At 74.1% G+C, this 25843-nt stretch carries 22 protein-coding genes; 16 read left to right on the plus strand and 6 right to left on the minus strand.

Annotated elements, in window-relative coordinates:
- Nucleotides 1-12: 12 nt before the first annotated feature.
- Nucleotides 13-942, minus strand: a complete 930-nt coding sequence (locus ACQUFX_RS15315; RefSeq protein WP_428966685.1) for a LysR family transcriptional regulator — start codon at nt 940-942, stop codon at nt 13-15.
- A 78-nt stretch (nt 943-1020) separates the two neighbouring features.
- On the opposite strand from ACQUFX_RS15315, the gene ACQUFX_RS15320 reads away from it, so the two are divergent.
- The 7 genes from ACQUFX_RS15320 to ACQUFX_RS15350 all read left to right on the plus strand — a co-directional run bounded on the left by ACQUFX_RS15320 (nt 1021) and on the right by ACQUFX_RS15350 (nt 8347).
- Nucleotides 1021-1710 carry a succinate dehydrogenase cytochrome b subunit gene (locus ACQUFX_RS15320; protein ID WP_428966686.1) on the plus strand — a complete coding sequence of 230 codons (690 nt, stop codon included), beginning with the start codon at nt 1021-1023 and terminating at the stop codon, nt 1708-1710.
- A gap of 2 nt (nt 1711-1712) precedes the next feature.
- Nucleotides 1713-3650, plus strand: a complete 1938-nt coding sequence (locus ACQUFX_RS15325) for a fumarate reductase/succinate dehydrogenase flavoprotein subunit (protein ID WP_428966687.1) — start codon at nt 1713-1715, stop codon at nt 3648-3650.
- Nucleotides 3647-4408, plus strand: coding sequence for a succinate dehydrogenase/fumarate reductase iron-sulfur subunit (locus ACQUFX_RS15330; RefSeq protein WP_067368251.1), 762 nt, complete (start codon nt 3647-3649; stop codon nt 4406-4408). The genes ACQUFX_RS15325 and ACQUFX_RS15330 overlap by 4 nt, the downstream gene beginning before the upstream one ends.
- Before the next feature lie 569 nt (nt 4409-4977).
- The gene (locus ACQUFX_RS15335) at nt 4978-6162 is read left to right on the plus strand and encodes a zinc-dependent alcohol dehydrogenase (protein ID WP_428966688.1); all 1185 of its coding nucleotides are present in this window, start codon (nt 4978-4980) and stop codon (nt 6160-6162) included.
- 156 nt (nt 6163-6318) lie between these two features.
- Nucleotides 6319-6969 carry an RICIN domain-containing protein gene (locus tag ACQUFX_RS15340; protein WP_428966689.1) on the plus strand — a complete coding sequence of 217 codons (651 nt, stop codon included), beginning with the start codon at nt 6319-6321 and terminating at the stop codon, nt 6967-6969.
- A gap of 56 nt (nt 6970-7025) precedes the next feature.
- A complete protein-coding gene (locus tag ACQUFX_RS15345) occupies nt 7026-7586 on the plus strand; it encodes an RICIN domain-containing protein (RefSeq protein ID WP_428966690.1) in 561 nt (186 codons plus the stop codon).
- 47 nt (nt 7587-7633) lie between these two features.
- On the plus strand, nt 7634-8347 hold the full coding sequence (locus ACQUFX_RS15350; RefSeq protein ID WP_428966691.1) for a S1 family peptidase: 714 nt from the start codon (nt 7634-7636) through the stop codon (nt 8345-8347).
- A 54-nt stretch (nt 8348-8401) separates the two neighbouring features.
- On the opposite strand, the gene ACQUFX_RS15355 is transcribed toward ACQUFX_RS15350, so the two are convergent.
- Complete coding sequence (locus ACQUFX_RS15355) at nt 8402-10459, minus strand: AAA family ATPase (protein ID WP_428966692.1); 2058 nt, start codon at nt 10457-10459, stop codon at nt 8402-8404.
- A gap of 382 nt (nt 10460-10841) precedes the next feature.
- Here ACQUFX_RS15355 and ACQUFX_RS15360 point away from each other — a divergent pair, with 382 nt between their 5' ends.
- Genes ACQUFX_RS15360 through ACQUFX_RS15370 form a run of 3 tightly spaced genes read left to right on the plus strand, consistent with a single transcriptional unit; the run spans nt 10842 to nt 13901 of the window.
- Nucleotides 10842-11756, plus strand: a complete 915-nt coding sequence (locus ACQUFX_RS15360; RefSeq protein WP_428966693.1) for an SDR family NAD(P)-dependent oxidoreductase — start codon at nt 10842-10844, stop codon at nt 11754-11756.
- Entirely contained in the window at nt 11753-12700 is a 948-nt protein-coding gene (locus tag ACQUFX_RS15365) for a serine hydrolase (protein ID WP_428966694.1), read from the plus strand. Before ACQUFX_RS15360 ends, ACQUFX_RS15365 begins: the two co-directional genes overlap by 4 nt.
- Nucleotides 12701-12758: 58 nt before the next feature.
- On the plus strand, nt 12759-13901 hold the full coding sequence (locus tag ACQUFX_RS15370; protein WP_428966695.1) for an MBL fold metallo-hydrolase: 1143 nt from the start codon (nt 12759-12761) through the stop codon (nt 13899-13901).
- 39 nt (nt 13902-13940) lie between these two features.
- Here ACQUFX_RS15370 and ACQUFX_RS15375 read toward each other — a convergent pair whose 3' ends face one another.
- Nucleotides 13941-15452 (minus strand): deoxyguanosinetriphosphate triphosphohydrolase family protein, encoded by a 1512-nt coding sequence (locus tag ACQUFX_RS15375; RefSeq protein ID WP_428966696.1) that lies wholly within the window; start codon nt 15450-15452, stop codon nt 13941-13943.
- A gap of 128 nt (nt 15453-15580) precedes the next feature.
- Between ACQUFX_RS15375 and ACQUFX_RS15380 the strand changes: the two genes are divergently transcribed.
- Nucleotides 15581-18076 carry a Tex family protein gene (locus ACQUFX_RS15380; RefSeq protein ID WP_428966697.1) on the plus strand — a complete coding sequence of 832 codons (2496 nt, stop codon included), beginning with the start codon at nt 15581-15583 and terminating at the stop codon, nt 18074-18076.
- A gap of 89 nt (nt 18077-18165) precedes the next feature.
- Nucleotides 18166-18588, plus strand: a complete 423-nt coding sequence (locus tag ACQUFX_RS15385; protein WP_428966698.1) for a hypothetical protein — start codon at nt 18166-18168, stop codon at nt 18586-18588.
- A 24-nt stretch (nt 18589-18612) separates the two neighbouring features.
- Here the strand turns inward: ACQUFX_RS15385 and ACQUFX_RS15390 are convergent, their stop codons facing one another.
- Nucleotides 18613-19566, minus strand: coding sequence for an NAD-dependent epimerase/dehydratase family protein (locus tag ACQUFX_RS15390; protein WP_428966699.1), 954 nt, complete (start codon nt 19564-19566; stop codon nt 18613-18615).
- A 14-nt stretch (nt 19567-19580) separates the two neighbouring features.
- Nucleotides 19581-20273 (minus strand): sugar transferase, encoded by a 693-nt coding sequence (locus ACQUFX_RS15395; RefSeq protein ID WP_428966700.1) that lies wholly within the window; start codon nt 20271-20273, stop codon nt 19581-19583.
- Between the two features lie 205 nt (nt 20274-20478).
- Here ACQUFX_RS15395 and ACQUFX_RS15400 point away from each other — a divergent pair, with 205 nt between their 5' ends.
- Complete coding sequence (locus tag ACQUFX_RS15400) at nt 20479-21126, plus strand: NeuD/PglB/VioB family sugar acetyltransferase (RefSeq protein ID WP_428966701.1); 648 nt, start codon at nt 20479-20481, stop codon at nt 21124-21126.
- A 29-nt stretch (nt 21127-21155) separates the two neighbouring features.
- Here the strand turns inward: ACQUFX_RS15400 and wecB are convergent, their stop codons facing one another.
- Nucleotides 21156-22280, minus strand: a complete 1125-nt coding sequence (gene wecB, locus ACQUFX_RS15405; RefSeq protein WP_428966702.1) for a non-hydrolyzing UDP-N-acetylglucosamine 2-epimerase — start codon at nt 22278-22280, stop codon at nt 21156-21158.
- A gap of 248 nt (nt 22281-22528) precedes the next feature.
- On the opposite strand from wecB, the gene ACQUFX_RS15410 reads away from it, so the two are divergent.
- The 3 genes from ACQUFX_RS15410 to ACQUFX_RS15420 are packed head-to-tail and all read left to right on the plus strand — an operon-like array spanning nt 22529 to nt 25787.
- Nucleotides 22529-23578 carry a polysaccharide biosynthesis protein gene (locus tag ACQUFX_RS15410; protein WP_428966703.1) on the plus strand — a complete coding sequence of 350 codons (1050 nt, stop codon included), beginning with the start codon at nt 22529-22531 and terminating at the stop codon, nt 23576-23578.
- A complete protein-coding gene (locus ACQUFX_RS15415) occupies nt 23575-24876 on the plus strand; it encodes a glycosyltransferase family 4 protein (protein ID WP_428966704.1) in 1302 nt (433 codons plus the stop codon). Before ACQUFX_RS15410 ends, ACQUFX_RS15415 begins: the two co-directional genes overlap by 4 nt.
- Nucleotides 24873-25787 carry a dTDP-4-dehydrorhamnose reductase family protein gene (locus ACQUFX_RS15420; protein WP_428966705.1) on the plus strand — a complete coding sequence of 305 codons (915 nt, stop codon included), beginning with the start codon at nt 24873-24875 and terminating at the stop codon, nt 25785-25787. Before ACQUFX_RS15415 ends, ACQUFX_RS15420 begins: the two co-directional genes overlap by 4 nt.
- Nucleotides 25788-25843 lie beyond the last annotated feature (56 nt).

The following is a 25843-nucleotide window of genomic DNA, read 5'->3' on the forward strand; positions in this document are numbered from 1 at the left end:
TGAGCAGCCGGATCAGTAGGGGGCGACACCGGGCGGCAGTTCCTCGGTCGCCAGGCCGCCCCGGACGTAGTCGAGCATGATCCGGCGCAGCTCCCGACCGGCCTGGGTGGGCACGGTGTCCCGGCGGCGGGCGAGCGCCACGGTCCGGCGTACCCCGGGCGGGGCGAGCGGGGTGACCCGGATGCCGGGACGGCGGGCGACCACGATGCCCGGCACCAGGGCCACCCCGAGGCCGGCCTCGACGAAGCTGAGCACGGCGTCCATCTCCCCACCGTCGACGGCCAGGTACGGCTCGAACCCGGCGGCCCGGCACGCCTGGAGGGTGACATCGCGCAGGTCGTAGCCCTCGCGGAACATCACCAGGGGCTGGTCGCGCAGGTCGGTGATGCGCAGTTGACCGGTGGGCCGGGCGGCCGGCAGTTCGTCCACCGAGGCGACCACCAGGCTCTCCCGCAGGATCGGCTCGGCGCGCAGCCCCGGGTCGGCGCCCTGGGCGGGCATGACGATCAGCGCCAGGTCCAGGTCGCCCCGGAGCAGGTCACGGACCAGGTCCTGCGAGCCGCCCTCCTCGACCCGCAGGTCCACCCCGGGGTACGCGTCGCGGAACCGGCGCAGCACCGGCGGGGCGAGCGAGGTGGCGAGGCTGGGGGTGGCGCCGAGGCGGACCCGCCCCCGGCGCAGGCCGACCAGTTCCTGCACCTCCCGGGTGGCGGTGTCGACGTCGGCGAGGATCCGGGTGGCCAGCGGCAGCAGCACCTCACCGGCGGCGGTGAGGGTGATGTTGCCCCGTACCCGCTCGAACAGGGGTGCCCCGAGGGTGCTCTCCAGGGCGTGAATTTGCTTACTCAACGATGGCTGGGTGATGCCCACCAAGTCGGCGGCTTGAGTGAAATGTCGTACTTCCGCCACCGCCACGAAGTACCTGAGCTGATGGAGCTGCATCTACATAGCCTATGACTATCAACACTGCGAGTTCGATGCATTGGACGACTGGTTCAGCAAACTCCTAGCGTCGGTCCTGTGGTAGTCACGAGAACCCGGTCGCCCATCCGGTCCAACGTCGGCCTGAAGGCCGTCATGGCCGTCTCGGGCATCGTCCTGGTGCTGTTCCTCATCGCACACATGCTCGGCAACCTGAAGGTCTTCGCGGGTGCCGCCTCCTTCGACGAGTACGCGCACTGGCTGCGCGACCTCGGCAAGCCGGCGCTGCCCGGGGTCTGGGCCCTCTGGGGCCTGCGGGCCGGCCTCGTGGTCGCCGTGGTGGCGCACATCTGGGCCGCCACCGTGCTGGCGCTGCGCGCCCGCGCCGCCCGCCCCGTGAAGTACGCCCACCGCAAGAAGATCCAGGGCAGCTACGCGGCCCGGACGATGCGCTGGGGCGGGGTGATCATCGTGCTCTTCGTGATCTACCACATCCTGGACCTGACCACCGGCCACCTCAACCCGGTCGGCGACCCGACCCGGCCGTTCGCCAACGTGGTCGCCGACTTCGCCCCGGAGCGCTGGTACGTCACGCTCTTCTACACCGTGGCGGTCGTCGCCCTCGGCTTCCACCTGCGGCACGGGATGTTCAGCGCGCTGCGCAGCCTCGGCCAGCAGACCCCCGGCGGTGAGCGCCGGGCCCGCGCGGTGGCCCTCGGCTTCGCCGTCGTGCTCTGCGCCGGCTTCCTGGTGGTCCCGTTCGCCGTACTCACCGGATTGGTGTCCTGACCATGGAACTCTTCACCGAGGGCGACCCGATCGCCGACACCAAGGCCCCCGACGGCCCGATCGAGACCCGCTGGGAGCGTCGCCGCTTCGAGGCCAAGCTGGTCAACCCGGCCAACCGCCGGAAGATGACGGTGATCGTGGTCGGCACCGGCCTGGCCGGCGGCGCGGCGGCGGCGACCCTGGGCGAGCAGGGGTACCACGTCAAGTCGTACTGCTACCAGGACAGCCCGCGCCGGGCCCACTCGATCGCCGCGCAGGGCGGCATCAACGCCGCCAAGAACTACCGCAACGACGGCGACTCGATCCACCGGCTCTTCTACGACACGGTCAAGGGCGGCGACTTCCGCTCCCGCGAGTCGAACGTGCACCGGCTGGCCGAGGTCTCGGTCAACATCATCGACCAGTGCGTCGCCCAGGGCGTCCCGTTCGCCCGCGAGTACGGCGGCCTGCTCGACACCCGCTCCTTCGGCGGCGCGCAGGTGCAGCGCACCTTCTACGCCCGGGGGCAGACGGGCCAGCAGTTGCTGCTCGGCGCGTACCAGGCGCTGGAGCGGCAGATCGGCCTGGGCAACGTCGAGATGAACGCCCGGCACGAGATGCTGGAGCTGATCCTCGTGGACGGCCGGGCCCGGGGCATCGTGGTCCGGGACATGGTCACCGGTGAGATCACCACCGAGATGGCCGACGCCGTGGTCCTCGCCTCCGGCGGGTACGGCAACGTCTTCTACCTGTCCACCAACGCCAAGGGCTGCAACGTCACCGCCACCTGGCGGGCGCACCGCAAGGGCGCGTACTTCGCCAACCCCTGCTACACGCAGATCCACCCGACCTGCATCCCGGTCTCCGGCGACCACCAGTCGAAGCTGACCCTGATGAGCGAGTCGCTGCGCAACGACGGCCGGGTGTGGGTGCCCAAGACCAAGGGCGACGACCGCAGCCCGAAGGACATCCCCGAGGCCGAGCGGGACTACTACCTGGAGCGGATCTACCCCTCCTTCGGCAACCTGGTCCCCCGGGACATCGCCTCCCGCGCCGCGAAGAACGTCTGCGACGAGGGCCGGGGCGTCGGCCCGACCAAGCTCGGCGTGTACCTGGACTTCGCCGACGCGATCAGCCGGCTCGGCCGCAAGGCCGTCGAGGCCAAGTACGGCAACCTCTTCGAGATGTACGAGCGGATCACCGGCGAGGACCCGTACGAGGTGCCGATGCGGATCTACCCCGCCGTGCACTACACGATGGGTGGGCTCTGGGTCGACTACGACCTCCAGTCGACCGTTCCCGGCCTCTTCGTGATCGGTGAGGCGAACTTCTCCGACCACGGGGCGAACCGGCTCGGCGCCTCGGCGCTGATGCAGGGGCTCGCGGACGGCTACTTCGTGCTGCCCAGCACCATCGCCAACTACCTGGCCGCCGGCCCCATGGAGAAGGTCGACGGGAGCCACCCGGCGGCGGTCGAGGCCCGTGCCGACGTGGAGGACCGCATCCAGCGGTTGCTGGCGATCGACGGCGACCGGACGGTGGACTCGTTCCACCGGGAGCTGGGCCAGATCATGTGGGAACACTGCGGCATGGAGCGCACCGAGGCCGGGCTGCGCAAGGCGATCGACGAGATCCGCAGCCTGCGCGACCAGTTCTGGCAGCGGGTCAAGGTGCCGGGCACCGGCGAGGGGCTCAACCAGTCGCTGGAGAAGGCCGGCCGGGTCGCCGACTTCTTCGAGCTGGCCGAGCTGATGTGCATCGACGCCCTGCACCGCGAGGAGTCCTGCGGCGGCCACTTCCGGGGCGAGCACCAGACCCCGGACGGGGAGGCGCAGCGCGACGACGACCGGTTCGCGTACGTGGCGGCCTGGGAGTTCACCGCCACCGGGCAGCCGTCCGTGCTGCACAAGGAAGACCTGAAGTTCGAATACGTCCACCCGACGCAGCGGAGCTACAAGTGAACCTGACCCTGCGCATCTGGCGCCAGACCGGCCCCGAGGACAAGGGTCGGATGGTGACCTACCAGGTCGACGACGTCTCCCCCGACATGTCGTTCCTGGAGATGCTCGACGTGCTCAACGAGCGGCTGATCCTCTCCGGGGAGGAGCCGGTCGCCTTCGACCACGACTGCCGCGAGGGCATCTGCGGCATGTGCGGCCTGATGATCAACGGCAACGCGCACGGGCCGCAGCGCGGCACCACCGCCTGCCAGTTGCACATGCGGCAGTTCAAGGACGGCGACACCATCGACATCGAGCCGTGGCGGGCCCGTGCCTTCCCGGTCATCAAGGACCTGGTGGTCGACCGGAACTCCTTCGACCAGATCATCGCGGCCGGTGGTTACATCACCGTCCCGACCGGCAGCGCCCCCGAGGCGCACTCGGTGCCGGTGGCGAAGGCCAACGCGGACGCCGCCTTCGAGTCGGCCGCCTGCATCGGCTGCGGCGCCTGCGTCGCGGCCTGCCCGAACGGCTCCGGCATGCTCTTCACCGCCGCCAAGGTCACCCAGCTCTCGCTGCTGCCGCAGGGCCAGCCGGAGCGGTACACCCGGGTGATCGGCATGGTCGACGCGCACGACGAGGCCGGCTTCGGCGGCTGCACCAACGCCGGCGAGTGCACCGTGGTCTGCCCGAAGGGCATTCCGCTGAGCACCATCGGCCGGCTCAACCGCGACTACCTGGCCGCCAGCGCCAAGCGGGGCGACACCCCGGGCACCTGACCCGCCCCCCTCCGTCCGACCGCCGTACCCGCCCCCTCGGGTACGGCGGTCGGCTGTTTCCGCATCAGCTCGACAGCGCCGCGTGGGACACCTCCGGGACGGGGCAGGGCCGTCCCGAGGTCAGCAGGTGGCGTGACGCGGCCGGGTTCGGCTCGGCATCTCGCCTCGGGCTTCTCGGCGTGGTGCCCCCGGCTCCCTTTGGAGCTGCCCTCGAAGACGGGGCAGGGCCCGGCACGGTGAGAGGGCACGGTGAGATCGGCTCGGTGAGAGCGGCGCGGTGAGAGCGGCGCGGTGCGCCGGTGGGAGCGGAGAGCGTGCGGCCGCGGCGTGCGGCGTCGGCGTCGGCGTGGGCGTCGGCGTGGGCGCCGCCGGGCCGTGCGGGGTCGAGCGCCGCTGCCGGGTACGGGACAGCAGTGCGGTGTGCCATCGGGGTGGGGACGTGGTCTCACCGAGGGGGCAGCTCGAAAGGAACCGTGGACACCCATCCCGGCCGGCCCGGGGGTGGGGCGGTTCAACGGCGGGTCGAGGGGTAGCAACCTCGCTGACGGCATCGGCGAGGGGAATCGATCATGAAGGCACTGACCTGGCAGGGCAAACGGGACGTCCGGGTGGAGGAGGTGCCCGATCCGCGCATCGAGGCGCCGACCGACGCGATCGTCCGGATCACCTCCACCGCCCTCTGCGGCTCCGACCTGCACCTGTACGAGGTGCTCGGGCCGTACCTGAAGCCCGGTGACGTGCTGGGGCACGAGCCGATGGGCATCGTCGAGGAGGTCGGGCCGGAGGTGACCCACCTCATACCCGGCGACCGGGTGGTCGTCCCGTTCAACATCGCCTGCGGCTCCTGCTGGATGTGCCGGCGGCAGCTCTACGCCCAGTGTGAGACCACCCAGGTCCGCGCCGAGGGCAAGGGGGCGAGCCTGTTCGGGTACACCTCGCTCTACGGGTCGGTGCCCGGCGGGCAGGCCGAGTACCTGCGGGTGCCGCAGGCGCACTTCGGGCCGATCAAGGTCCCGGAGACCGGCCCCGACGAGCGGTACCTCTACCTCTCCGACATCCTGCCCACCGCCTGGCAGGCGGTGAAGTACGCCGACGTCCCGCCCGGTGGCACGCTGGCCGTGTTCGGCCTCGGGCCGGTGGGGCAGTTCTGCGCCCGGATCGGCCGGCACCTCGGCGCCGAGCGGGTGATCGGGCTGGACCTGGTGCCGGAGCGGCTGGAACTGGCCCGGCGGCACGGCATCGAGGTGCTCGACGTCACCACGGTCAAGAACGTGCCGGAGGCGTTGATCGAGCTGGTCGACGGACGCGGGCCGGACGCGGTGATCGACGCGGTCGGGATGGAGGCGCACGGCTCGACCACTGGCAAGTTCGCCCAGGCCGCCGCCGGGCTGCTGCCGGACGCGCTCGCCCAGCCGATGATCGACAAGGCCGGGGTGGACCGGCTGGTGGTGCTCAAGGCCGCGCTGAAGGCGGTCCGCCGGGGCGGCACGGTCTCCATCTCCGGCGTGTACGGCGGCGAGGTCGACCCGCTGCCGCTGATGGAGATGTTCGACCGGGGCGTCCAGGTGCGGATGGGCCAGTGCCACGTCCGCCGCTGGACCGACGAGATCCTGCCGCTGCTCGCCGGGGACGACGACCCGCTGGGCGTGGAGGACCTGCGCACCCACCGCCTGCCACTGGCCGAGGCGCCGCAGGCGTACGAGATGTTCCAGAAGAAGACCGACGGCTGCATCAAGGTCGTGCTCGAACCCTGAGCCGGGCGACCCGTCCGGCAACCGGCTCACCGGCCACCACCGGCGTCCCGCCGTCCCAGCGGGACGCCGTGGCGTGTCCAGGGTGACCAGGGGTGGGCAGTGGTGGGCACCGGATGGGCTGTCGGGTGAGCAGCCGGGCGGGCCACCATCCCCGGCATGTCGACCACACTCCGTTCACCGACCCGGGTCCGCCCCGGTCGGACCCGTACCGTCGGGTGCCGTCGCGGCGGCCGCCGCCGGTCGGCCCTGCTGGCCACCGCCCTGCTGGCCGTCACGGTCACCACCACGGCCGCGACCACCGCCACCGCCGGCACCACGGCCGCCGCCGGGGCCGCCGCGCCGCTGACGGCGGCCAGCCCCACCAGCCCGCCGGTCGTCCCCGCCGAGTTCCCCGGCGGTTGGTACGAGTTCCGTAACGGCCAGACCGGACAGTGCCTCGACGGCAACGGGAGCGGCGACATCTACGCGCACCCCTGCAACGGCGGCCAGTACCAGCAGTGGCACTGGGACCCGATCTACGGCCAACTGCGGCAGCGGGCGACCAACCGCTGTCTGCAACACCACACGGCACAGCGGCGGGTCACCTCGATCTGGTTGCCCTGCGTGAGCGTGGACACCGCCGGCACCGCCTGGGACGCCCTGCCGCTGCGGCCCGGCACCGAACTCCAGTTCTCCCCGGGCAACCACCCGGGCTGGTGCCTGGACAGCAACGCCGAGTTCAACCCCGGGAGCAACACCCGCAAGGTCTTCCTCTCCGGCTGCCACATCGACGACCGGGGCCAGGCCTGGCGGTACACCCGGCTGTGACCACCGACCCGCCCACCCGGACCGGAGACCCCCTCCACAGCCCGACAGGAGACCAGATGTCGACCGACCCCTCGCCGGGACGCCGCACCCGCCGGGTCACCGGCTGGCTCGGCGCCGTGACCGTCGTCGCCGCGCTCGCCGCCGTACCGGCCGGGCCGGCGTCCGCCACGGCCGTACCGGGTGACCCGGCCCCCAACACCACGCACCTGTTCCTGCTGCGCAACAAGCAGAACGGGTGGTGCCTCGACGGCAACGCCGGGGGCAGCGTCTACGCCCTGCCCTGCCGGCCCGACCACCCGTACCACCAGTGGCTCTACTCGGGCCTCGACATGACCTGGCGACAGGTCAACCTCGACCGCTGCCTGTACGGCAACGAGAACCGGGCGGTGGCGACCACCGGCTGGTTCTGCGCCGCCAGCGGCACGTACACCTCCTGGCTGAACCGCGCCACCGGCACCGCCGCCGAGTACATGATCTACAACTACGGCACCGACATGTGCCTGGACAGCAACGACGAGTACAACCCGGGCAGCAACACCAAGAAGGTCTTCCTGTCCGGCTGCAACGCCGACGACCGGGGCCAGCGGTGGATCTTCGACACCGTCGGTGCCGCGTGAGCCCCCGGCGTTCCCTCCCCCACCCCCGACCGACAGGAAGGTTCGGCATGCGAAGGACGATCACGGCCCTCGTCGTGGCCACGCTGGCAGCGGTGACCGTGCCGCAGGCCCCGGCCCAGGCGATCATCGGCGGCGCGACCGCCGGGCACCTGCGGGGCGCCGTGCAGGTGAACGCGCGCGGCGCGTACGTCTGCGCGGGCATCCTCATCGACACCCGGTGGGTGCTGACCGCCGACCACTGCGTCGAGGCCTATCCCAGGCAGGAGATCACGGTCCTGGCCGGCAGCCGGGAGCGGGGTGCGGGGCAGAGCCGGGCCGTGATCCGGATCGAGCCGTTCGGCCTGGGCGACGCCGCCCTGCTCCAGTTGGACAGCGCCGTCACGCAGATGCCGCCGGTGGCCATGATCCAGCCGGGTCTGCTGCCGGCCGTCAACACCAACCTCGCGGCCTCCGGATGGGGCAACACCGTCGCCAACAGCCCGTGGTCGGTGCTGGCCCCCGCACTGCGGGTCTGCACGGTCCGGGTGACCAACTACAGCCTCAACGAGGACGGGATCTACCACATCCAGGGCGTCTGGTCCGACGGCATCCAGGGCAGCGGGGACTCCGGTGGACCGTTGAGCAACGGCAACCACGTGGCGGTCGGCATGACCACCCACACCCGGGACCAGGATCGGGCGTTCCTGGGGATCGCCCTCGGCGACCCCACGCTGCGGCGCTGGATCGACCTCGAGAAGGCCCGCCAGCCCGCCGGCGGGTGAACGGCGACGCCGGGCCGCAACCGTACCCGGATGCGGCCCGGCGGCCGTGCGGGCTCAGTCGCCCCCGCCGGCCTCGAGCCGCCACAGCCGGTCGCAGATCCGCTGCACCCCCCGGCTGAGGTGCCGCCGGTAGGTGCTGAACGGCAGGCCGAGCCGCTCGGCGGCGGCGGCCTGGGTGGGCACCCGGTGGAAGTAGGTGGTGGCCACCACCCGGTGCAGGTGGATCTCGCGCGGGTCCGCGCGCAACGCGTCCACGGCGGTGGTCAGCGCGTCGCGCAGCGCGTCGACCGGGGCGTCCCCGCCGGCCCGGTCGACGAAGGGTCGGGTCCGCAGCAGCGGGCTGGTGGCCAGCGCCTCGTCGTGGTGCCAGTCGCGCAGGGCGGCGCGGACCGCCCCGTCGTGTTCCTCCCGCGTCGGCAGCACCACCGCCCCCGCCGCGTCCGCCGGGAGCGGCTCGGGGTCGAGGATCCGCCCCGGCTGGGTCCGGTCGAACCAGACCGAGAGCGGGGTGACCCGCCAGTCGCACCCGAAGAGGGTGTACGCCTGACCGTCCAGCACCGGCCGCTCGGGCACCGGCCGGTGCCCGATGTGCACCATCAGGTCGTGCCAGAAATCCGGGTTCGACGCGATGATGAACGACCAGGCCAGCCGCCCGGAACGGATCCAGTCCGCGCACATCCGCAACTGCATCAGGTACGACACCGGCGAGATCGAGTGGTACGCCTCCGGGTGCACGATGTACCGGGCCAGCAGCACCTCCTCGCCGGGACGCGGCAGCCCCGAGCGGCGCAGGTGGGCCCAGACGGTGGCGGCCACCGGGTCGACGGGCGCGCCCTCGTCCGGGACGGTCAGTCGCAGCCAGGCCAGGAACGCGACCAGTTCCCCGCTGGCCGACCGGCGGTAGACCCGGAAGCTGTCGGGCTGCGCGGCGAGCCAGTGCTCGACCACGGCGGCCGACTCCTCGCCCTCGCAGTCCACGGTCATCCGCCGGATCGGCCGGTGGTCGCCGGGGCGCAGCACGTCCTCGTAGACGCCTCCCTCGTGCGAGATGCCCCGGAAGTAGGGGCCCATCGCGCCGAACCGTTTCAGGTAGGTCAGCTCCCGCATCGCCGACAGCACCCGGGGCTCCGGCGCGGCCCGGACCTGGTCCAGCAGGTACCCGCCGATGCGGGCGTGCCCGTCGTCGTACCGGTGCGGGTCGCGCCACCGCAGGTCGGTGTCGACGACCTCCTTGACCAGGTCGTGCAGGAACAGCCCGGCCGGTCCGGGCTCGACGAACGGCAGCCCGCGCAGCCAGCGGAACAGCGGCCCGGCGTCGTCGACGGCCAGCACCACGCGCAGCAGGGCCTCGGTGGTGACCAGGGTGTGCGCGGCGACCTCGAGGGCGCGCAGGTGCGCCGCCGACGGCACCTCCCCGATCAGCCGGCCCATCAGCGACGACACGACGTCCGGCGTGGGCGCCCAGGGGTCGGGGGTGTCCCGGCCCGCCGGGGCGGACGGCCCGGTCGTCACGACGGCGGCGGCCAGCGTCAACGCCAACGGGTGCCCGCCGGCGAAGTCCAGGATCGCCGGCCGGGTGCCGGGTGGTACCCCCTGGGCGTCGAGCATCAGCCCCGCCTCGGCCGGCGTGAGGTCCCGGACCGGCACCACCCGCAACGCCTCCCGCCAGGCCAGATCCGCCGTCCACGCGGGGTCGGGAGGCTCCCGGCCGGCCAGCACCACCAGGGTCCCGTCCGGCAGTTGGGGCAGGTACCGCTCCCGCAGCCAGACCTCCAGCCCCTGGCAGCGCTCGAAGGCGTCGACCAGCAGCACCACCCGGTCGTTGAGCATGGCCGGCGCGGCCTCGATCTCGAACGCCTGGGGAGCCGGGTCCACCAGCCGGCCGTCCAGCTCCACCACCAGCCGCCCGGCGTCGCGGCTCTCGTCGGCGAACCGGCGGAGCAGTGTGGACTTCCCCACCCCGCCGGGGCCGTGCAGGAAGAACACCGAGGGCGTGCCGGGCACTCCGGCGAGCGCCGACCGGAACAGCGCCAGGTCGGCGGCGCGGCCGACGAAGGCCTGGTCCCGGGTGGTACGCAGCAGACCCGCCAGGCGGGGCCGGCTCGACGACATGACGTCAGCCTAGTACCCGCCCGGCGCGGACCGTAGCCTGTGGACGGTCCGCCGCCCCGGCCCCGGACACGGGGCCCTGGGCGAGACGCGGGCCCGGGGCGGCGCGGCGGGTGACGGGCCCGGGCCGGCCGGCCCAGCGGGGGCGCGTCCCCGCGCCGGGCCGGCCCCGCGCCCCGGCCGAGGCCCCTGGGGCCGGCGCACTGGCCGGCGAGCGGAAGGATTCGACGACGGCTGACCGGGTAGCAGGGGTCGACGGGGCAGCCGGGGCCCAGGCCCGACGGGTGGTGGGGAGGGGACGTATGCGCGCGGTGGGCCGGATGTGCCGGCGGTTCGACCCGGTTCCGGGCGGGAACACCCTCGGGGTCACGGTCGTGGGCGAGCCGTGACCCGGACGGTGGTGGTCACCGGCGCGACGAGCGGGATCGGCCGGGCCAGCGCCCTGGCGTTCGCCGCGCGGGGCGACCGGCTGGTCCTCGCCGCCCGGGGCACCGGGGAACTGGCCGGGGTCGCCGCCGAGTGCCGCGCGGCGGGCGCGGCGACGCTCGCCGTCCCGACCGACGTCACCGCTTCGGCCGACGTCGAGGCGCTGGCCGACGCGGCGGTCCGCGAGTTCGGCCGGATCGACGTGTGGGTGCACACCGCCGCCGTGATGGTGTACGGCCGGTTCGAGGAGATCCCCGAGCGGGTCTTCGACCAGGTGGTCCGGACCGACCTGCTCGGCGCGGCCGGGGTGGCCCGGGTGGCGCTGCGGCGCTTCCGCACCGCCGGCGCCGGCACCCTGGTCCTCGTCGGCTCGCTGCTCGGCCACATCAGCGCGCCGTACATGAGCGCGTACGTGGCCAGCAAGTGGGGACTGCACGGGCTGGTCCGCGCCCTGCAACAGGAGGGGCGGGACCTGCCAGGGGTGGCGGTCTGCCTGGTCAGCCCCGGCAGCGTGGACACCCCGGTCTACCAGCGGGCGGCCAACTACCTGGGGTCGTCCGGCCGGCCCCCGCCCCCGGTGACCGCCCCGGACCGGGTCGCCGCCGTCGTGCTGGACTGCGCCGACCGGCCCCGCCGGGAGGTGTCGGTGGGCCGGCTCACCGGGCTCCTGCGGTTCGGCTTCACCGTGCTGCCCGGCGTGTACGACGCGCTGGTCGGCCCGTTGATGCGCCGGCTCGGGCTGACCGGGCACCCGGTCGCGCCGCACGACGGCGTGGTCTTCGCCCCGGACCCCGCCGGGACGCAGGTACGCGGCGGCTGGGGCCACGGCGTGGCCGCACTGCTCCGGGCGGCCCGCGACCGCAGGCCGGAATGACCGGCCACGCGGGAACCGCCGACCAGGCCGCGACGACCGGCCGGGCCCGGAGCGCCGCCGCCCGCCGGACCGCCACCGCGCTGCGCCGGGTGGCCGCCGGGTACGCCCGGCACCGCGACCGCGCCGGCGGGACCTGGCGGGCGTACGTCAGCGTCACCGGGCCGGACGGGAGCCCGCACGAGGCGGTGGCCGAGGAGCCGGACACCCCGGTCGAGGCGTACAGCGTGAACAAGATCGCCGTGGCGGTGGCGGTGCTGGACCGGGTCGACCGGGGGCTGCTCGCCCTCGACCAGCGGATCGAGGTGACCGAGGACCTCGTGGTGCCGGGCGGGGACGGGATCTTCGCGCTCGACGGGGCCTGGCCGAGCAGCGTCACCCTCGGCCACGCGCTGGCCACCCTGCTCACCGTCTCCGACGACACGGCGGTGCGGCTCTGCGGCCGGCTCTGCCCGGCGACCGACCTGAACCGTGTCCTGCGCGCCAGGGGCCTCGGCCACACCCAGGTCCGGCCGGTGGCCGACCCGCACCGTTTCCACCTGGGCACCAGCACCGCCCGGGGCACCCACGACCTGCTCCGGGCGCTGGCCACCGGCGGCCTGCTCACGGCGGCCTCGACGGCGTACCTGCTGGGGTTGCTCCGCTCCCCCGTGGCCTTCACCGACGGCATCCGGCGGGAGATGTCGTCGGCCGAGCGGGCCCGGGTGGCCACCAAGGCGGGCTGGTACGCCGACGGCCGGCACGAGGCCGGGATCGTCTTCGACCGCGTCGGCGCGCCGGTGCTGACGTACGCGCTCTTCGCCACCGGGCCGACCGGCGCGGACGACGTCGCCGCGACCCACCCGGCGGTGCGGGCCCGGTCCCGGATGGGCCGGCCGTTCCTGGCCGCCGTGGACCGGCTCACCGGCCGCGCGGGCGGCCGGCCGGGGGCGGCGACGATGTCCTAACGTGTACTCGCGGGACCGGTGAGGGACGGGGACGGGACCGGTGGAGGGACGGGGAACGATGGGCGCACCAACCGAGCGGGCACGACGCGCCGGGCCGGGCCGGCGGATCGGCACGGCGGCCGGGCTGGCCGCCCTGGTCGGGCTGGCGTGGGTGGCCCGGGACGTGCCGGCCGCCCTCGGGGGCCGGCTGACCGGGTTCCGGGCCGAGCGGGCCGCCCGCTCCCCGCAGTTCCGCGACGGCACGTTCCACAACCAGGGGCGGAGCCGGTCGATGGCCGGCACCCCCGACGGCGACCTGGTCCGGGATCTGCTCTTCGGCAGGCAGAAGCGCCGGCCCGGGTCGCCCGTGCCGCTGCTGCGCCCGGCCGCCCCGCCCGTCGCGCCCGAGGGACACGAGCTCAACGTCGTCTGGTACGGGCACGCCTCGGCGCTGATCGAGATCGAGGGGCGACGGGTGCTGGTGGACCCGATGTGGAGCGAGCGGTGCTCGCCGTCGGCGGTGGTCGGGCCCCGGCGGCTGCACCAGCCCCCGGTCGGCCTCGACGAACTGCCCGCCGTGGACGCCATCCTGATCTCCCACGACCACTACGACCACCTGGACCTGGCCACCGTCCGGGCGCTCACCGCCGGGCAGTCCGCCCCCTTCCTGGTGCCGCTGGGCGTCGGCGCCCACCTGGACCGCTGGGGGGTGCCGGAGCACCGGATCGTCGAGCTGGACTGGGCGCAGAGCCACCGGGTCGGCGGCCTGACCGTCACCGCCACGCCCGCCCAGCACTTCTCCGGCCGGGGGCTGCGCCGCGACGGCACGCTCTGGAGTTCCTGGGTGGTCGCCGGCGCCCACCGGCGGGTCTTCTACACCGGCGACTCCGGCTACTTCGACGGGTACGCCGGGATCGGCGCGGAGCACGGGCCGTTCGACGTGACGCTGGTGCAGATCGGGGCGTACGACCGGGCCTGGCCGAGCATCCACATGTTCCCCGAGGAGGCCGTCGCCGCCCACCTCGACCTGCGCGGCGGGCTGCTGCTGCCGGTGCACTGGGCCACCTTCAGCCTGGCCCGGCACGACTGGGTCGAGCCGGTGAACCGGCTCTGGGCCGAGGCGAAGGCCCGGGACGTCCGCCTCGTGGTGCCCCGCCCCGGGGAGCGGGTGGTGGTCGACGACCCGCCCCCGGTCGACGGCTGGTGGCAGGCCGTCGCCTGAGCCACCGGCTGGGCCCCGCCGACACGAACGCGGCGCGGCTCAGAGCACGAAGGCGTCGGTCCAGAGCGCGCCGGAGCGGCCGGAGAGGACGTCCAGCATCGCCACCGCCTGACCGTCGGTGAGCTGGGCGACGAAGTCGATGATCGCCCGGCCCCGGGCCCGGCCGAGCCGGTCGGCGGTGCGCGGGTGCAGCTCCGCCTCGGCCAGCTCCACCAGGTCGTGCAGCCGGCGGGGCAACCGGGACTCCTCCTCCGGGTCGAGCAGCCACTCCCACAGCGCCTCGACCAGGGTGCCCAGCAGCCGGGCCTGGCCCCGCTGGTGCAGGGCCAGGTCGGGGCGGGCCAGCACGAACCGGTGGTGGACGAACTTGAGCACCTGCACCTCGTGCCACTGGGCCGGGGCGAGCAGCACGTGCCCGGAGCGCATCGAGGGCGTGGCGGTCACGGTGATCGCGTCCACGAACCGGGTGGTCCAGCGGGCGGAGAACCGGGCCACGTACTGCTCCGCCTCGATCGAGCCGTCGAAGGGCAGCGCCAGCAGCCCCTCGACCAGCTCCGCCCGGACGTGCTCGACGGCGGCGGCGAACGCCTCGTCGTCGGCGACCCAGCCGTCCTTGCGGTGCAGTTGGCGGCGTAGCCGCTCGATGGCCGCGCCGGGCCGGCGGGCGACCCCGGCCAGCGCCGGGTCGGTGATCGCCCGGAAGTGCCCGCTCTCCCGCTGCCAGGCCATCAGCTCGGCGGCCACGGTGCCCTGCTGGAGCACCCCCACCCGGTAGAAGTCCTCCACGTCGTGGATGGCGTACGCGATGTCGTCGGCGGTGTCCATCACCGAGGCCTCGACGGTCTGCTGCCAGTCGGCGATCCGCCCGGCGAACGGCTCCCGGGCCTGGCGCAGGTCGTCCAGCTCGGTGCGGTACGCGCCGAACTTCGACGAGCCGCTGTCCGGGTCGTCCGGCGGCACGGTGGCGCCCCGGGGCGGCGGGTCGAGCAGGCGCGGGTGCGGGTCGGGGTGGTCCAGCCGGGTCCACGGGTACTTCAGCATCGCGGCGCGGACGGCGGCGGTCAGGTCGAGCCCGGTGGTGGCCGCGCCCCGGATCTCGGTGCTGGTGACGATCCGGTACGACTGGGCGTTGCCCTCGAAGCCGTCGGTGAGCCCGAGCCGCTGCCGGGCCAGCCGGTCCAGCACCCGCTCCCCCAGGTGCCCGAAGGGCGGGTGACCGAGGTCGTGGGCGAGGGCGGCGGCCTCCACCACGTCCGGGTCGCAGCCGCCGAGCGCGTCCAGCAGGGCCCGGCGTTCCTCGTCGTCGACCAGGCGCTCGGCGATCGCGCGGGCCACCTGGGCGACCTTCAGGCTGTGGGTGAGCCGGTTGTGCACCAGCAGCCCGGACCCGCCGGGGCTGACCACCTGGGTGACCCCGGCCAGCCGGGCGAAGAACGGCGAGCTGACGATCCGGTCCCGGTCCGCCCGGAACGGGCTGCCGGCCAGGTCGCCCAGGGTACGGGCGCTGCCGCCGAAGAGCCGGCGGGCCCGGGCGTCCGCGGGTGCTTCCATGATCGCCACGCTAGCGCAGACCCCGGGCCGACCGCGACGCCTCGCCGACGGGCCGGGTAGGGCCGCCCCGCGCTGGTGGCCGCCCCGCCCGGCGGGTGCGGCGGCGGATCGCACCGGGGGCCGGCACAATGCAGGGCGGAACCCACCCGAGAAGGCGGATCATCATCGTGACCCAGTCTGTTCATCAGCGGATCGCCGAGGAGCTCGGCGTCGCCGAGCGCCAGGTGCGGGCGGCCGTGGAGCTGCTCGACGGCGGCGCCACCGTGCCCTTCATCGCGCGCTACCGCAAGGAGGCCACCGGCCTGCTCGACGACGCCCAGTTGCGCACCCTGGAGGAGCGGCTGCGCTACCTGCGCGAGCTGGACGAGCGGCGGGCGGCGGTGCTGGAGTCGATCCGGGGCCAGGGCAAGCTGGACGAGGCCCTGGAAGCGCAGATCATGGCGGCCGACTCGAAGTCCCGGCTGGAGGACATCTACCTGCCGTACAAGCCCAAGCGGCGGACCCGGGCGCAGATCGCGCGCGAGGCCGGGCTGGAGCCGCTGGCCGACGCGCTGCTGGCCGACCCGACGCAGGAGCCGAAGGCGCTCGCCGTCGGGTACGTCGACGGTGACAGGGGCGTGGCCGACCCGGCCGCCGCGCTGGAGGGGGCCCGCGCGATCCTGATCGAGCGCTTCGCCGAGGACGCCGACCTGATCGGCACGCTGCGCGAGCAGATGTGGTCGCGGGGCCGGCTGGTGGCCCGGGTACGCGACGGGCAGGAGAGCGCCGGGGCGAAGTTCGCCGACTACTTCGACTTCGCCGAGCCGTACCCGAAGCTGCCCTCGCACCGGATCCTGGCCATGTTCCGGGGCGAGAAGGAGGGCGTGCTCGACCTGACCATGGACCCGGAGCCGGAGGGCGACACCGACGCCGGGGCGACCGGCCCCAGCCGGTACGAGGCGGCGGTGGCCGGCCGGTTCGGCGTCAGCGACCAGGGGCGCCCCGCCGACCGGTGGCTCGCCGACACGGTGCGCTGGGCCTGGCGTACCCGGATCCTCATCCACCTCGGCGCGGACCTGCGGATGCGGCTGTGGCAGGCGGCCGAGGAGGAGGCGGTCCGGGTCTTCGCCACCAACCTGCGCGACCTGCTGCTCGCCGCGCCCGCCGGGACCCGGGCCACCATGGGCCTGGACCCGGGGCTGCGCACCGGCGTCAAGGTGGCCGTGGTGGACGCCACCGGCAAGGTGGTCGCCACCGACACGATCTACCCGCACGAGCCGCGCCGGCAGTGGGACGCCTCGGTCGACACCCTGGCCCGGCTGGCCGCGACCCACGGCGTGGAGCTGATCGCGATCGGCAACGGCACCGCCAGCCGGGAGACCGACAAGCTCGCCGGTGACCTGATCAAGCGGCACCCGGAGCTGCCGCTGACCAAGGTGGTGGTCTCCGAGGCCGGCGCGTCGGTCTACTCCGCCTCCGCGTACGCCTCGCAGGAGCTGCCCGGCCTGGACGTCTCGCTGCGCGGGGCGGTCTCCATCGCCCGGCGTCTCCAGGACCCGCTGGCCGAGCTGGTCAAGATCGACCCCCGGTCGATCGGGGTCGGGCAGTACCAGCACGACCTGTCCGAGGTGAAGCTCTCCCGCTCGTTGGACGCCGTCGTGGAGGACTGCGTCAACGCGGTCGGCGTCGACGTCAACACCGCCTCCGCGCCCCTGCTGACCCGGGTCTCCGGGATCGGCGCCGGGCTGGCCGAGAACATCGTCCTGCACCGGGACGCCAACGGCCCGTTCCGCACCCGCGCCGACCTGCGGAAGGTGCCCCGGCTCGGGCCGAAGGCGTTCGAGCAGTGCGCCGGCTTCCTGCGCATCCCCGGCGGCGACGACCCGCTGGACTCCTCCAGCGTGCACCCGGAGGCGTACCCGGTGGTGCGCCGCATCCTCGCCAGCACCGGGCAGGACCTGCGCGCCCTGATCGGCAGGTCGGCGATCCTGCGCGGGCTGCGGGCCACCGACTTCGTCGACGACACGTTCGGCCTGCCCACCGTCACCGACATCCTCGCCGAACTGGAGAAGCCGGGGCGCGACCCCCGGCCGGAGTTCCGCACCGCCACCTTCGTGGAGGGCGTCGAGAAGATCGGCGACCTGACCCCGGGCATGGTGCTGGAGGGGGTGGTCACCAACGTCGCCGCGTTCGGCGCCTTCGTCGACGTGGGGGTGCACCAGGACGGCCTCGTGCACGTCTCCGCCATGTCGCACACCTTCGTCAAGGACCCGCGCGACGTGGTGAAGTCCGGCGACGTGGTCCGGGTGAAGGTGCTCGACGTGGACGTGGCCCGCAAGCGGATCTCGCTCACCCTGCGGCTGGACGACGACGCCCCGGCCGGGTCGGGCCGGCCGGCCGGCGAGGGCGGCCGGCGCGACCGCGGCCCGCGCGGCGACCAGGGCGGCCGGGGTGGCCAGCGGGACGGCCAGCGCGGGGGCGCGCAGGGCGGCCAGGGCGGTGGCGGTCAGGGCGGTGGCGGCCGGCGCGGTGACCGGGCCGGCGGCTCGCGGGGCGGCCCGCAGCAGCGGCAGGGGCGGGGCGGCGGCCCGGCTCCGGTCAACGACGCGATGGCCGAGGCGCTGCGCCGGGCCGGCCTGGCCTGAGCCCGACCGGTGGCCGCACCCCGCCCGCCGGGTGGGGTGCGGCCCCCTGCGCGTCACGTCCGGCCCGACGGTGGGCGTACCGTCACGGCATGGGGACCGACGACGGCCGCCAGTGGCGGGAGCAGCGGCAGCGGGCGGTGCGGGCGCACGCCGAGGCCGCCGAGCGGCAGCGGGCCGACGAGCAGGCGGAGGCGGCCCGACTGGTCGCCGAGTTCGCCGCCGAGGCGGTCCGCCGGGGGCTGCCCACCACCCGGCTGGTCGCCCACGGCCAGAACGGGCACGGCCGGTACCGCACCCCGCTCACCGGCTGGTACGTCGACCGGGCCCGCACCCGGGCGGTGGACGCCGAGGGCCGCTTCTACCTGCTGCTGGTGCCGCCGAGTCTGCGCGCCCGCCTGTTCGGGGCGGTCCCCCGCCCGTCCCCGGCGCCGCTGGTGATCGGGGCCGGCGGCCGCGACGGCGAGTCCATCCCGCTGCGGGCGCTGCTCGACCGCCGCCTCGCCGAGGGCTGACCACCGCCCGTCACCTGTCACCTGTCATCCGGCGGACCCCAAGCACCGGCCCGACGTCAGGACGTCGCCCGGGACCCGCTGGCCCTGCGGGTCCCGGGCGGCCCAGAGGGCGGCGAGCGAGTCGGTCAGGGTGTGCTCCGGCCACCAGTCCAGGTCCCGCCCGGCCCGGGACACGTCGGCGCACATCCAGGGCACCGCAGAGGAGCGGTCGGTGCCGGTGACCCGACGGCCGTCGGTGAACCGGCCGGCGTACCCGGCCAGGTCGGCGAGGTGCCGTACCGCGTCGGCCACCGCCACGGCGGTCCCGCTGCCCACGTTGTACACCCGGTGTGGCAGCCGGTCGGCGTGCACCGCCGCCACCACGGCCCGCGCGACGTCCCGGACGTCCACGAAGTCCCGGTGGGCGGCGTCGAGCGGGAGTTCCACCGCCGTGTCACCCCGGGCCACCGCCGCGCCGACCAGGGTCGCCGCCCGGCCCAGCAGGTTGCCCTCGGACAGGCCGGGCCCCACCGGGTTGAACACCCGCAGCACCACGGCGTCCACGTCGGGGCCGGCGGACTCGACCAGGCCGGTGGCGGCGAACTGGCTGCGGCCGTAGTCGCTGACCGGGCGGGCGGGGTCGGTCTCGGCGACCCGGTGCCCGCCGGCCACCACGCCGTACTCGGCGGCGGAGCCGAGCCGGACCAGCCGGGCGCGCGGCGCGGCGGCGGCCAGCGCGCCGAGCAGCTTCCCGGTCACCACCGGGTACGCGCGCGTGAAGTCGTCCGCCGAGCCGACGATCGGGCCCGCGCAGACGACCAGCGCCTGGGGCCGTACCCGGGTCAGCAGCGCCGCCAGCTCCGCCGGGGTGGCGGCGACCAGGTCGCACTCCCGCCGGGCCGGCGCCACCACGTGGGTACGCGCGGCGAGGGCCCGGTGCACCGCGCCGCCGAGGAACCCGGAGGCGCCGAAGAGCAGGATCGTCGGGTGGGCCGGCACGGCGGTCGCCCCGGTCAGGCCGTGGACCGGGAGGCGACGGCCTCGGCGGGCTGCCGGTCGGCCCCGTCACCGGCGGCGGAGCCCATGAACTCGTGCCAGGTGACGGTGCCCTCCGCGGAGATCCCCTCCCGCTTCAGCACCACCCGCACGGTCGCGACCAGGATCCGCAGGTCCAGCCCGAGACAGCGGTTGTCGACGTACTCGATGTCGTAGCCGAACTTCTCCTCCCAGCCCAGCGAGTTGCGCCCGCGTACCTGGGCCAGGCCGGTGATCCCCGGGCGGACGTCGTGCCGGCGGGCCTGCTGCGGGGTGTAGCGGTCGAGGTAGCTCACCAGGTGCGGGCGGGGCCCGACCAGGCTCATCTCGCCCCGCAGCACGTTCCACAGCTCGGGCAGCTCGTCGAGGCTGCTGGCCCGCAGCCAGGCGCCGACCCGGGTGAGCCGGTCGGCGTCGGTGACCAGCCCCCGTTCCGGGTCGGCGTGCCGCATGCTGCGGAACTTGACCAGGTCGAACAGCTCGCCGTGCCGGCCGGGCCGGGTGTGCCGGAAGAGCACCGGCCGGCCGAGTGTCACCAGCACCACCAGGGCCACCACGGCCATCACCGGGGCGAGCAGGACGAGCAGGAGCGCGGCGAGGACGATGTCGAGTGTCCGCTTGATCCGGTCGTACGGGCGGGATACCGCTCTGTGGTCTGTCGTCGTACCCATGGACGTGTCCATGCCTCCGTCTGCGGGGAAAACCGGTCACCTGGCCTCATCCTGGCGGATCAACCGCCGCACGGGCGGCGAAACGCCTAGAGAGAGCAAACAGGATTAATACTCGCAATTGCCCCTAGCGGTCCGCCGGTCGTCACCGGTGGCGGCCGGGACCGTTCAGAGGAGGGGGCCGGCGCGCGGCCCGGAGGGAGCGCGGATGACGACCGATGTGGTGATCGTGGGCTGCGGCGGGATGGGCCGCGAGGTGTTCGGCATGATCCGGGCGGTCAACGCGCGGGCCGGCGACGAGGCCGTCTGGCGGGTCCTCGGCTTCGTCGACGACTACCCGACCGAGTCCGGGGTCAAGCTGGTGCACCGCCTCGGCGTCCCCTTCCTCGGCCCGACCCGTTGGCTGGCCGGTCAGCCACCCAGCACCCACCTCGTCCTCGGCGTGGGCGAGCCCCGGTTGCGCCGGGAGACCGACCACAGTGTCCGGCGGTACGGCCTGCCGGCCGCGACGGTGCTGCACCCGAACGCGGAGATCGGGCCGGACTGCGTCTTCCAGGAGGGACTGGTCGCCGCCGGTGGCGCCCGGGTGACCACCAACGTGGTCCTGGGCCGGCACGTGCACCTCAACCAGAACTGCACCGTGGGGCACGACACCGAGCTGGGTGACTTCGTCTCGGTCCACCCGCTGGCCGCCGTCTCCGGCTACTGCCGGCTGGAGGAGGGGGTCCTGGTCGGCACCACCGCCGCGGTGCTGCCGCACCGCGCCGTCGGACGGGACGCCGTCGTGGGCGCCGGCGCCTGCGTGACCCGGGACGTCCCGGCCGGGGCGGTGGTCAAGGGGGTGCCGGCCCGGTGAGCCGGCCGGTCAGCGGGTGAGCCGGCCGGTCAGCGGCGGATGCCCGCCCAGTCGTGGTGCCGCCGCACGGTCGACAGGATGAAGTCGACGACCCGGCGGGAGGTGTCCGGCACCTGGTAGTCGGCGGGGCAGGAGGCCGGCCCGGCGACGGCGTGCCCGACGGCGACCCGGACGGCCTCCACCACGCCGGCCGGGTCCAGCCCGGTCATGATGACGGCCCCGGTGTCCAGCGCCTCCGGCCGTTCGATGGACTCCCGCAGGGTCACCGCCGGGAACCCGAGGATGGCCGCCTCCTCGCTCACCGTGCCGCTGTCGGAGAGCGTGCAGTGGGCGTGGCGTTGCAGGGTGACGTAGTCGAAGAAGCCGAACGGCTCGTGGAACGCGATCCCGTCGAGGTGGCTGTCACCGACGGCGAGCGCCTCCAGCCGCTTGCGGGTCCGGGGGTGGGTGGAGACCAGCAGCGGCAGCCGCCACTCGTCCCGGACCGCCCGCAGGCAGTCCAGCAGGCGGCGCAGCCGGTCCGGGTGGTCGACGTTCTCCTCGCGGTGGGCGCTGACCACGACGTACCCGCCGGGGTCGAGTTCGAGCCGGGCCAGCACGGTGGACCGGTCGATCTGCGGCCGGTAGTGGTCGAGCACCTCGCGCATGGGCGAGCCGGTGTGCAGGATGCGGCGCGGGTGCAGCCCCTCGGCGAGCAGGTTGCGCCGGGCGTGCTCGGAGTAGACCAGGTTGAAGTCGGCGACGTGGTCGACCACCCGCCGGTTGGTCTCCTCGGGCACGTTCAGGTCGAAGCACCGGTTGCCCGCCTCCATGTGGTACACGGGGACCTTCATCCGGCGGGCCATCAGCGCCGAGATCGCGCTGTTCGTGTCCCCGAGGACCAGCAGCGCGTCCGGGCGGCACTCGGCGACGGCCTGCTCGGTGCCGACCAGGACGTCGGCGAGGACGCTGCCGAGCGACCGGGTGTCCACCCGCAGGAACCGGTCCGGCGGGCGCACGCCCAGCTCGGTGAAGAAGACGTCGGACAGCGCCGGGTCCCAGTTCTGCCCGGTGTGCACCAGGGTGTGGTCGACGGTCCGGTCGAGCAGGTCGATCACCCGGGCCAGGCGGATGATCTCCGGCCTGGTCCCGACGACGGTCATCACCCGGGTCATGCGACGTCCTCCTGACGGCTGGGGACCGTGTCGACGTGGGCGGGGTGCCGCACGAGGTCTCCGTGCGGAGCAACGACGGGGGCCACCGGACCGTGACGGCCCTCCAGCATATTTCGGTTTTAGTCCAAATAGGCGTCTCTCCCGGCATTTTGGTTGTTATATGTGACGACGGTCCGTTCACCGGGCTGCCCACCCCTCGCCCCCGTCCCCTACCTCCCGTCGTGCCGGCGGGACAGACAGGAGGAGATGTGTCGTCCTCACTCGCGGACCGACGCGTCCTGATCACCGGCGGGACCGGTTCCTTCGGCCAGACGATGGTGGCGCGCCTGCTCGACGCCGGCGCGGCGGAGGTACGGGTGCTCAGCCGGGACGAGGCCAAGCAGGAGGCCATGCGGATCCGGCTGCGCGACGACCGGGTCCGGTTCTACGTCGGCGACGTCCGGGACCTGGACACCGTCACCAAGGCGACCCGGGGCGTGGAGTACGTCTTCCACGCCGCCGCGCTCAAGCAGGTGCCGTCCTGCGAGTTCTTCCCCCTGGAGGCGGTCCGCACCAACGTGCTGGGCAGCGCCAACGTCGTGGACGCCTGCGAACGCAACGCGGTCTCCGCCCTGGTCTTCCTCAGCACCGACAAGGCGGTCTACCCGGTCAACGCGATGGGGATGACCAAGGCCCTGATGGAGAAGGTCGCCCAGGCCCACGTCCGCAACAACCCGGGCGCCCGGACCCGGGTCTGCTCGGTGCGGTACGGCAACGTGATGTACTCGCGCGGATCGGTCATCCCCCTGTTCGTCGACCAGATCCGCAGCGGCGTCCCGCTGACCGTCACCGAGCCGACGATGACCCGGTTCCTGATGTCCCTGGTCGACTCGGTGGAACTGGTCGAGCACGCCTTCGAGTACGGCCAGCCCGGGGACGTGTTCATCCGCAAGGCCGCCGCCTGCACCATCGGGGACCTGGCGACCGCCCTGTGCAACCTGTTCGAGGTGCCCGCCAAGTTCGACGTGCTGGGCCTGCGGCACGGCGAGAAGATGTACGAGACGCTGGCCAGCCACGAGGAGTTGGCCCGCGCCGAGGACTTCGGCGACTTCCTGCGGGTGCCCATCGACAGCCGGGACCTGAACTACTCGCTCTACGTCGAGGAGGGCGACCCCACCAGCGACCACCGGTCGGACTACACCTCCGACAACACCCTGCGGCTGACCGTGCCGGAGGTGATGTCCCTGCTGCTCGGCCTGCCCGAGATCCGGGCGCACCTGGACCCCGCGCCGACGCTGACCGTGGTGGGCCGCCGGTGATCGGGGTGGAGACCGGCGGGGAGCCCCGGGTCGTCTTCGTCTCCCAGTGGTTCGCGCCGGAGCCGACCACCACCCCGGTCTGGGTGGCCCGTTCGCTGAGCCGCCGGGGGCTGCCCGTCAAGGTGCTGACCGGGGTGCCCAACTACCCGACCGGCGAGGTCTACCCGGGCTACTCGCCGTGGCACCGCTCGGTGGAGACGCGGGAGGGACTGCGGGTGTACCGCCACCCGCTCTACCCGAGCCACGACCACTCGGCCCTGCGCCGGGTCGCCAACTACGCCAGCTACGCCGCCTCCTCGTCCACCTTCGGCTCCGGCCTGCTGCGCCGGGCCGACGTGGCGGTCGTCTACTCCTCACCGGCGACGGTGGGGGTGGCCGGGATGCTGGCCCGGCTGCGCTGGGGCCTGCCGTACGTGCTGATGGTGATGGACGTCTGGCCGGACTCGGTCTTCGCCACCGGGTTCCTCACCGACGGGCCGGCCCGGCGGGTCGCCGAACCCTCGCTGACCTGGTTCACCAACCAGACGTACCGGTGGGCGAGCCACGTCACCGCCACCTCGCCGGGTATGCGCGACGCCCTGCTCTCCCGGGGCGTGCCGGCGGAGAAGGTGTCGGTGGTCTACAACTGGACCGACGAGAAGGTGATGCGGCCGAGCGAGCCCGACCCGGTGCTGCGCTCCTGGCTCGGGCTCACCGCCGACGACTTCGTGCTGATGTACGCGGGCAACCACGGCGCCGCGCAGAACCTCGACGTCGCGGTGCGGGCGATGCGGGAACTGGCCGACCTGCCCCGGGCGCACCTGGTCCTCGTCGGCGACGGCATCGACAAGCCGGTGCTGCGCGACCTGGCAGCGGGCTCCGGGCTGCGGACCGTCCACTTCGTGGACGCGGTCGAGCCGGAACGGATCCCCGCCGTGATGGCCGCGGCGGACCTGCAACTGGTCTCCCTGGCCGACCAGGACCTGTTCCGGGTGACCCTGCCGAGCAAGGTGCAGTCCATCCTGGCCTGTGCCCAGCCCGTCCTCACCTGCGCGCCCGGCGACGCGGCCCAGGTGGTGCACGAGGCGGGGGCCGGGTTCAGCTCACCGCCCGGCGACCCGGTCGCGTTGGCCTCGCGGATCCGCGAGGCCGCCGCCCTGCCCCGGCAGCGGCTGCGGGAGATGGGCGCGGCCGGCCGCGCGTACTACCTCGACCACCTCAGCGAGGAGATCAACTCCCGGAAGCTGGCCGACCTGGTACGCCGCGCCGCCGACGGCCGGCAGCGGGGACGGTCCTGGCGGTTGGGGGGTGTCCGGTGAGGCAGCGGGTGCTGATCCTCGGGGTGACCGGGATGCTCGGGCACACCCTGCTGCGCGAGCTGAGCGGCGCCGAGGAACTGGACGTGCACGGCACCGCGCGGGACGCCGAAGCGGCGCGGGCGATGTTCCCGGCGCACCTGGCCGACCGGATCGTGCCGGGGGTGGACGTCACCGCGCCCGGCGCGGTACGCCCGATCCTCGCCCTGCTCCGCCCCGCCGTGGTGGTCAACTGCGTCGGGGTGATCAAGCAACGGCCCGAGGTGGCGGACCCGGGCACCACGATCGCCGTGAACGCGCTCTTCCCCCACCTGCTCGCCGGCGAGTGCGCCCGGCAGGACGCCCGGCTGATCCAGGTCGGCACGGACTGCGTCTTCTCCGGCCGGCGGGGCGGGTACGCCGAGACCGACGTCCCCGACCCGGAGGACCTGTACGGACGGGCGAAGCTGCTGGGCGAGACGACGACGGGGCCGGCGTTGACGCTGCGCACCTCGATCATCGGTCACGAGGTGGGCAGCGCCCGCTCCCTGGTGGACTGGTTCCTCAGCCAGCGGGGCACGGTGAACGGCTTCACCGGGGCGGTCTACAGCGGGGTGACCACGGTGGAGTTCGCGGCGCTGCTGCGGACGGTGGTGCTGCCCCGCCCCGACCTGAGCGGGCTCTGGCACGTCGCCGCCGACCCGATCACCAAGTACGACCTGCTCCGGCTGGTCGCCGAGGTGTACGGCTGGCCGGGCCGGATCGAGCCGTCGGACGCGCTGCGCTGTGACCGCTCGTTGTCGGCGGCGGCGCTGCGGGCGAGGACCGGGTACCGACCGCCGGCCTGGCCCACGATGATCGAGCGGCTGCACCGGGCGGCCCGGGACTGGGGCCTGCCGGTGACCCGCCCGGCGGCGGTGCCCGGCCGGAGCTGAGCGGCGGGGGCACGGGGCCGTCGCACGGCCGGGGCCGGCGCACGGCCCAGCCGGCG

The sequence above is a fragment of the Micromonospora fluostatini genome, from assembly GCF_050410825.1.
In the GTDB taxonomy this organism is placed as follows: domain Bacteria; phylum Actinomycetota; class Actinomycetes; order Mycobacteriales; family Micromonosporaceae; genus Micromonospora; species Micromonospora rosaria.

Excerpts from the sequence above, each read along its gene's own strand:
- ACQUFX_RS15315 (WP_428966685.1), bottom strand. The coding sequence starts at position 942 with ATGCAGCTCCATCAGCTCAGGTACTTCGTGGCGGTGGCGGAAGTACGA.
- ACQUFX_RS15325 (WP_428966687.1), top strand. The coding sequence starts at position 1,713 with ATGGAACTCTTCACCGAGGGCGACCCGATCGCCGACACCAAGGCCCCC.
- ACQUFX_RS15335 (WP_428966688.1), top strand. The coding sequence starts at position 4,978 with ATGAAGGCACTGACCTGGCAGGGCAAACGGGACGTCCGGGTGGAGGAG.
- ACQUFX_RS15340 (WP_428966689.1), top strand. The coding sequence starts at position 6,319 with ATGTCGACCACACTCCGTTCACCGACCCGGGTCCGCCCCGGTCGGACC.
- ACQUFX_RS15345 (WP_428966690.1), top strand. The coding sequence starts at position 7,026 with ATGTCGACCGACCCCTCGCCGGGACGCCGCACCCGCCGGGTCACCGGC.
- ACQUFX_RS15350 (WP_428966691.1), top strand. The coding sequence starts at position 7,634 with ATGCGAAGGACGATCACGGCCCTCGTCGTGGCCACGCTGGCAGCGGTG.
- ACQUFX_RS15355 (WP_428966692.1), bottom strand. The coding sequence starts at position 10,459 with ATGTCGTCGAGCCGGCCCCGCCTGGCGGGTCTGCTGCGTACCACCCGG.
- ACQUFX_RS15365 (WP_428966694.1), top strand. The coding sequence starts at position 11,753 with ATGACCGGCCACGCGGGAACCGCCGACCAGGCCGCGACGACCGGCCGG.
- ACQUFX_RS15370 (WP_428966695.1), top strand. The coding sequence starts at position 12,759 with ATGGGCGCACCAACCGAGCGGGCACGACGCGCCGGGCCGGGCCGGCGG.
- ACQUFX_RS15375 (WP_428966696.1), bottom strand. The coding sequence starts at position 15,452 with ATGGAAGCACCCGCGGACGCCCGGGCCCGCCGGCTCTTCGGCGGCAGC.
- ACQUFX_RS15380 (WP_428966697.1), top strand. The coding sequence starts at position 15,581 with ATGCAGGGCGGAACCCACCCGAGAAGGCGGATCATCATCGTGACCCAG.
- ACQUFX_RS15385 (WP_428966698.1), top strand. The coding sequence starts at position 18,166 with ATGGGGACCGACGACGGCCGCCAGTGGCGGGAGCAGCGGCAGCGGGCG.
- ACQUFX_RS15395 (WP_428966700.1), bottom strand. The coding sequence starts at position 20,273 with ATGGGTACGACGACAGACCACAGAGCGGTATCCCGCCCGTACGACCGG.
- ACQUFX_RS15400 (WP_428966701.1), top strand. The coding sequence starts at position 20,479 with ATGACGACCGATGTGGTGATCGTGGGCTGCGGCGGGATGGGCCGCGAG.
- wecB (WP_428966702.1), bottom strand. The coding sequence starts at position 22,280 with ATGACCCGGGTGATGACCGTCGTCGGGACCAGGCCGGAGATCATCCGC.